The sequence below is a fragment of the Neptunicoccus sediminis genome (assembly GCF_001719615.1).
GTDB lineage: Bacteria > Pseudomonadota > Alphaproteobacteria > Rhodobacterales > Rhodobacteraceae > Amylibacter > Amylibacter sediminis.
On the sequence record NZ_MDVX01000049.1, the window covers coordinates 1 to 4,587 of the forward strand.

Consider the following 4,587-nt stretch of genomic DNA (forward strand, 5'->3'; position numbering starts at 1 on the left):
TCGCGCTAGCCGCACCTTGCGAAGAGCGGCAGGGTCTTTGGCCCGCAGTCCAGGGTTTCCGCCCACGCGGCCCTTTGTGCGCGCACTGGCGAGGCCGGCCTTGGTGCGCTCCCGGATCAGGGCGCGCTCGAACTCGGCCGCAGCGCCCAAGACCTGCAGCGTGAACTTGCCCTGCGGGGATCCAGTGTCGATCGGGTCCTGGATCGAGCGAAAGAACGCACCCCTGGCCTCCAGCCGCTCGATCACTTCCAGCAGATGCGACAGAGACCGCGCAAGCCGGTCGATCCTCACGACGACCAGCGTATCGTCACTCTGGATGCGTTCGAGCACACGCCCAAGCACCGGCCGCGCGCGATTGCCGCCTGAGGCGTGCTCTTCATAGATTTCGGCGCAACCCGCAGATTTCAGGGCCTGCGACTGGGGCAGGGGGGTTTGATCCTCTGTGGATACGCGCGCATAGCCTATCAATGGCATCAAAACAGTCTTTTTGCAGTTTCATATAGCGCCAATAAACGACCGTTTGCAAACGGATGCAAGAGCGCTCTCTGTGGCCCTGCTCAGCGTAAAGCCCTTGGTTTCCCATAGGCTGAGTGCGATGAGAGAGCCCTCGTCGACCATCGCCCGCGCGTGCTATACAGGGTGTGTGCATGCATCCTTACAAAACCCTTGGGTAAAGTGCAAAATGCCAGTATTTTGCAAATATGAAGCCTCAAGTACCTGCCTTACATGATGAATCGGACCCTCTCTTCCGCGACGCTGAGGAGGTGGACCAGTCGTCCGAGGACGATCTTTGGTTCCTGCCCGGTCCGATGGAAGAGGAGCCGGACTATTTGCCGCCCGGACCACGGGCCGAACCGCGTGAAGCCGAGGCCCTCGACGATTGGCGGAAAGCAGAGGCGGGCAGTGCCGCCCGTCTTGCCCGCGTGGCTGGCCGGATCGGCGCGCTGGACGACCGGCTGCGCCGTGGCCCGAAAGGTTGGCGGCACAGGCTCGCGCTGATGGAGGCGGCAGACCTCAGCTGGTTTGTAGGCGACCGAATTGGCCCGGATCGGCTGGCGCTCTGGAAATCCATGCGCTTGTCCGGCGTGCAGGACGACACCGCGGCGCTCGCGCGTGTCGGATGGGCAGTGCGGCGTCTTACAGGCGGCCCTGGACCGGAAGTGGACCTGTCCGCCTTCCTCGACCGCCGCGACCCCGAGAACCTCGGCGTTGAAGCCGAACCGTTCGCGGATCGCGCGGGCGGTTGGCTCGATCTCATGGCGCAAGCCGCCGATCTTCACCCAATCACGCGCGCTTGCATGGGCTTCCATCTCTGGAGTCTCGCGGGCCTCGGGCAGCACGGCGACCGGATGGAAGCGGCGGTCACAGCCGCACGGATCGTGGCCAGTGACGGCAAGGGGGCGCTCTTCGCGCCTTTGGCCATGGGCGGGGCAGGGGGGCTGCGTGCTGGCGGCTCGCCCGCTGACCGTCTGTCTCGTTGGCTTGACGGGATGGAGACCGCATGCCTGACCGCAATGCGTCACCTCGATGATATCGAGGCATGGTCGGCGAGGGCGGAAGCCGAGATGAGCCCGCTTTCCGGCCGCACGCCCCCGGCCTTGTGCGCGGTACTTACCGAATGGCCGCTCGTGTCCGCTCCGATGGCCGAGGCCCTGATCGGCGCCAGCCGGGCTGCCGTCCAGCGCAACCTTGCTTGGATGGAAGCGCGTGGTCTGATCCACGAGATGACGGGGCAGGGGCGGTATCGGATGTGGAGGGTCGCAACTTAAGCCGTGCTCTTTGTCGGGGGGCGACAGTTTATGTTAGAGTCAACGCTTCTGTCCGCCAAACTTGCAGAGAATTCGCGCATCGAGCCCACTTTGATGAATTTTGCTCGAAGCACGAATGTCCGCATGGATAAAAACGAACCGCCCGTGTCCAGTCTTCGTCTCTTGCTGCGGCTTATAAATGCGTGGCCCAGCGAGGATGGCTCTCGTCAATGATCAAGGCATGGCTGTGCCTGCGATGTCCCCTTAGGTGGGGATGGTCGAGTGGCAAATTATCGTGGGTGTGCTCAAGCTCAACGGGATCGCCGGAAGGCCAGAGTTTCAGCGCTGCGAGCATTCCGAAGGCGGCGATGAGGGCCAGTCCGATCAGTGCGGGAACGACACCATAGACCGTCAGCAGCCATCCCGACAGCGGATAGGTCACAAGCCAGCAGGCGTGGGACAGCGCGAATTGCGCCGCGAAGAGTGCCGGGCGGTCCCCGGCGTGTGCGGAACGGCGCAGCAGTCGGCCAGAAGGGGTGATGACAGCGGAATATCCGAGCCCCACCAGCAACCAGGCTGTTAGAAGGATGGACCAGCCAAGGCCTGCTCCAAGGACCGTCAACGCCAGACCGACCAGAGTAGCCACCATCAGCGCGGCTCCGCCGAACATCACGGGCCGGTCCGGCAACGCATCGAGAACACGCGGCAGAACCAGCGCGGCGATCATCGACCCTGCGCCGAAGGCGAACATCGTCCAGGCCAGAGCACTTTCCGAAAGGCCGAGCGAGCCGCGCACAAGAACGACGGTATTGACCAGCACCATCGCACCTGCCGCCGCCGCCGCGAGGTTCAATGCCAAGAGCCCGCGCAAGCGGGGCGTGGCCAGATAGATGCGGATGCCGCGCGTAGTGCGGTCATAGACACCGCGCGGCTCGGATGGGCGGGGACTGGGCAGCACGACCGAAACAACCAGAAGGGCCGATGCGGCGAAACCGAGGACCGTGCCGAGGAAAAGCGAATTGTAGGACATCACCGCGAGCAGAAGGGCCGCCAGCGTCGGGCTGACGATGTTTTCCAGATCGTAGGCCAGCCGCGACAGCGACAGCGCGCGGGTATAGCGCGCCTCTTCGGGCAGAACGTCCGGGATCGTCGCCTGAAAGGTCGGCGTGAAGGCGGCGGAAGCCGATTGAAGAAGGAAGATCAGGACGTAGACCTGCCAGACCTCGGTCACGAAGGGCAGTGCGAGCGCGACACCCGCACGCACCAGATCGAGCGTCACCAGAAGCGCGCGGCGCGGCACGCGGTCTGCGAAAGCCCCTGCAATGGGCGCGATGCCCACATAAGCAACCATCTTGATGGTGAAGACTGTGCCGAGGACCAGCGCCGCCCCGTCGCCCGAAAGATCAAAGGCGAGCAGGCCGAGTGCGACTGTGGCGAGTCCGGTACCCAGAAGGGCTACGACCTGTGCCAGAAACAGGTGCCGATAAGTGCGGTCGGAGAGAATATCGAGCATGGTCAGCCTCAGAGATATCGGGCGATCGCCCGCAACTCGGCGCGATCAGTTTCAGAACTTTCAACGTCGATACAATGGTCCATGTGATCATGGATCAGCGCACGCTTGGCGTTCGTCACGGCCTTTTCGACCGCTTGCATCTGCTGAGCAATCTCCAGACAGGGTTTGCCCGCCTCGATCATTTCGATCACGGCGCGCAAATGACCGTCAGCGCGTTTCAGCCGGGCGACAAGGGCGGGATGGGTTGCATGGACTGGATGTTTTGTCATAAAGTAGTTCTATCCCCCCCGGGAGGATAGAACAAGATGGTGCCACGACGCACCACGCTAGAGACGGGCAGAAACTATGGATACCTTGAGGACAGTTGTAAACGCCGCGTTTGCGACACTCTTATGTTTGGCCGTACTCCTCTGGTCTGTGGTGCCCGCAACCTCGCACGCGCCCTCAGTCTTCGGCGTCCTTCAAGAGCACGCAAAAATGGTTGCTGAGCACGGTCATTCGCATGGACTGGAAGAAGACCTCGCCTGGGCCATGCATGGACATAGCCATGACAGCGTCGATCATGATCACAGTCAGGCGGTCGTGCCTGGCCCAGACCGATCGCCGCACCCGCTCGATATTTACAGAGCCGCATGGCCGTTGAGTTCGGCCACGTCTAACACCTTACAGACATACCAAATCGAACGACCTCCGCGCGTCTGATCGACTGCGCGCCAACAGCGCGCTGCATTCGATTATCAACCTATATGCGGAGTTAAATCCATGAATACAGTCCACCGGGGCTGGACCGATCCCGGCATACGCCGGATCGTGATCCTGTCCTTCATTGCCCTTTCGGCGCTCGTCCTGAGTGCGGGCAACGCTCTTGCCCATGCCGTCACAGAAGGTGACGCAGGCTATATCCAGGAAATCTGGGGGGTGAACATCATCCCCTTCATGTATCTCGGTGCCAAACACATGGTCACGGGATATGACCACATCCTGTTCCTGCTCGGCGTCGTCTTCTTCCTCTACAAGATGAAGGATGTCGGCATCTATGTCAGCCTCTTCGCCCTCGGGCACTCGGCCACGATGCTGGCCGGTGTCTGGTTCGGCTGGGGCATCAACGCCTACATCATAGACGCGATCATCGGCCTTTCGGTCGTCTACAAGGCGCTCGATAATCTCGGGGCGTATCAGCGCTGGTTTGGGTTCCAGCCGAACACCAAGGCCGCAACGTTGATCTTCGGCTTTTTCCACGGCACAGGCCTGGCCACGAAAATCCTAGACTATGAAATCGCTTCGGACGGGCTGCTGGCCAATCTTCTGGCGTTCAACGTGGGCGTC

The 4,587-nt window shown here is 61.9% G+C and carries 5 protein-coding genes; 2 read left to right on the top strand and 3 right to left on the bottom strand.

Annotated elements, in window-relative coordinates:
* A partial coding sequence (locus tag BFV97_RS17875) for a recombinase family protein (protein ID WP_172827941.1) occupies nucleotides 1-474 on the bottom strand: 474 nt, incomplete at its 3' end.
* Between the two features lie 227 nt (nucleotides 475-701).
* Between BFV97_RS17875 and BFV97_RS17880 the strand changes: the two genes are divergently transcribed.
* Nucleotides 702-1,769 carry a hypothetical protein gene (locus tag BFV97_RS17880; RefSeq protein WP_069301724.1) on the top strand — a complete coding sequence of 356 codons (1,068 nt, stop codon included), beginning with the start codon at nucleotides 702-704 and terminating at the stop codon, nucleotides 1,767-1,769.
* Nucleotides 1,770-1,941: 172 nt separating this feature from the next.
* Here the strand turns inward: BFV97_RS17880 and BFV97_RS17885 are convergent, their stop codons facing one another.
* Nucleotides 1,942-3,261, bottom strand: a complete 1,320-nt coding sequence (locus BFV97_RS17885; protein ID WP_069301725.1) for an MFS transporter — start codon at nucleotides 3,259-3,261, stop codon at nucleotides 1,942-1,944.
* 8 nt (nucleotides 3,262-3,269) lie between these two features.
* Nucleotides 3,270-3,530, bottom strand: coding sequence for a metal-sensing transcriptional repressor (locus BFV97_RS17890; protein ID WP_007120627.1), 261 nt, complete (start codon nucleotides 3,528-3,530; stop codon nucleotides 3,270-3,272).
* A 493-nt stretch (nucleotides 3,531-4,023) separates the two neighbouring features.
* On the opposite strand from BFV97_RS17890, the gene BFV97_RS17895 reads away from it, so the two are divergent.
* A partial coding sequence (locus tag BFV97_RS17895; RefSeq protein ID WP_069301726.1) for a HupE/UreJ family protein occupies nucleotides 4,024-4,587 on the top strand: 564 nt, incomplete at its 3' end.

Bases quoted from the DNA above. Each gene is read 5' to 3' on its own strand.
- BFV97_RS17880 (WP_069301724.1), top strand. From the start codon at position 702: ATGAAGCCTCAAGTACCTGCCTTACATGATGAATCGGACCCTCTCTTC.
- BFV97_RS17885 (WP_069301725.1), bottom strand. From the start codon at position 3,261: ATGCTCGATATTCTCTCCGACCGCACTTATCGGCACCTGTTTCTGGCA.
- BFV97_RS17890 (WP_007120627.1), bottom strand. From the start codon at position 3,530: ATGACAAAACATCCAGTCCATGCAACCCATCCCGCCCTTGTCGCCCGG.